This is a genomic window from Pseudomonas syringae pv. cilantro (assembly GCF_001293775.1).
GTDB classification, from domain to species: domain Bacteria; phylum Pseudomonadota; class Gammaproteobacteria; order Pseudomonadales; family Pseudomonadaceae; genus Aquipseudomonas; species Aquipseudomonas syringae_P.
In genome coordinates this window covers 1-488 of the sequence record NZ_LGLN01000018.1, presented here as the reverse complement: position 1 = coordinate 488, position 488 = coordinate 1, and the positions used below count along the sequence as shown (strand labels likewise).

Here is a 488-nt window from a genome sequence, read left to right as displayed (position 1 = left end):
AAATGGAATAGGTTTGTCGCTTAGCCCGGCGCTTAGAAACTGCAAAAATGACCTGGCCCTTCCCCATCTACTTGCAGTAGGTATCCGATGACACTCTATGAATACACCCAGACCTTCGTCCCCCTGCCCTACAAAACCGTGACCAGCGGCATGTTGATGTTCAAGTCGATAGATGAGACAACCCAGCCGGATGTTGAGAGGTATCTGAGCGACCCAGAAACTCTGGCCGTATTGAATCGACATGGCAGAGAAGGATGGGAGCTGGTGAGTGTTCAGCAGATCAATCGTGGCCATGAACAAATTGGCAACCAAAACGCACAGGGCTGGGCGTTTGGCTACGCGATCAGTACCGGTTTTTTGTTCTTCTTCAAACGCAGCATTGTCACACCGACCCTTTTGGATAAACCCCCTCAGACCTAAAAAGGGTTTCGTACTGATTCAAACCGAGCCCTTGGTCATGCTGTGGACATAGATTCCTACAGCTTCCA

At 50.0% G+C, this 488-nt stretch carries 1 protein-coding gene; it reads left to right on the top strand.

Annotated elements, in window-relative coordinates; genetic code table 11:
- Window positions 1-87 precede the first annotated feature (87 nt).
- The gene (locus tag ABJ99_RS04065) at window positions 88-420 is read left to right on the top strand and encodes a DUF4177 domain-containing protein (protein ID WP_019335129.1); all 333 of its coding nucleotides are present in this window, start codon (window positions 88-90) and stop codon (window positions 418-420) included.
- Window positions 421-488: the final 68 nt, after the last annotated feature.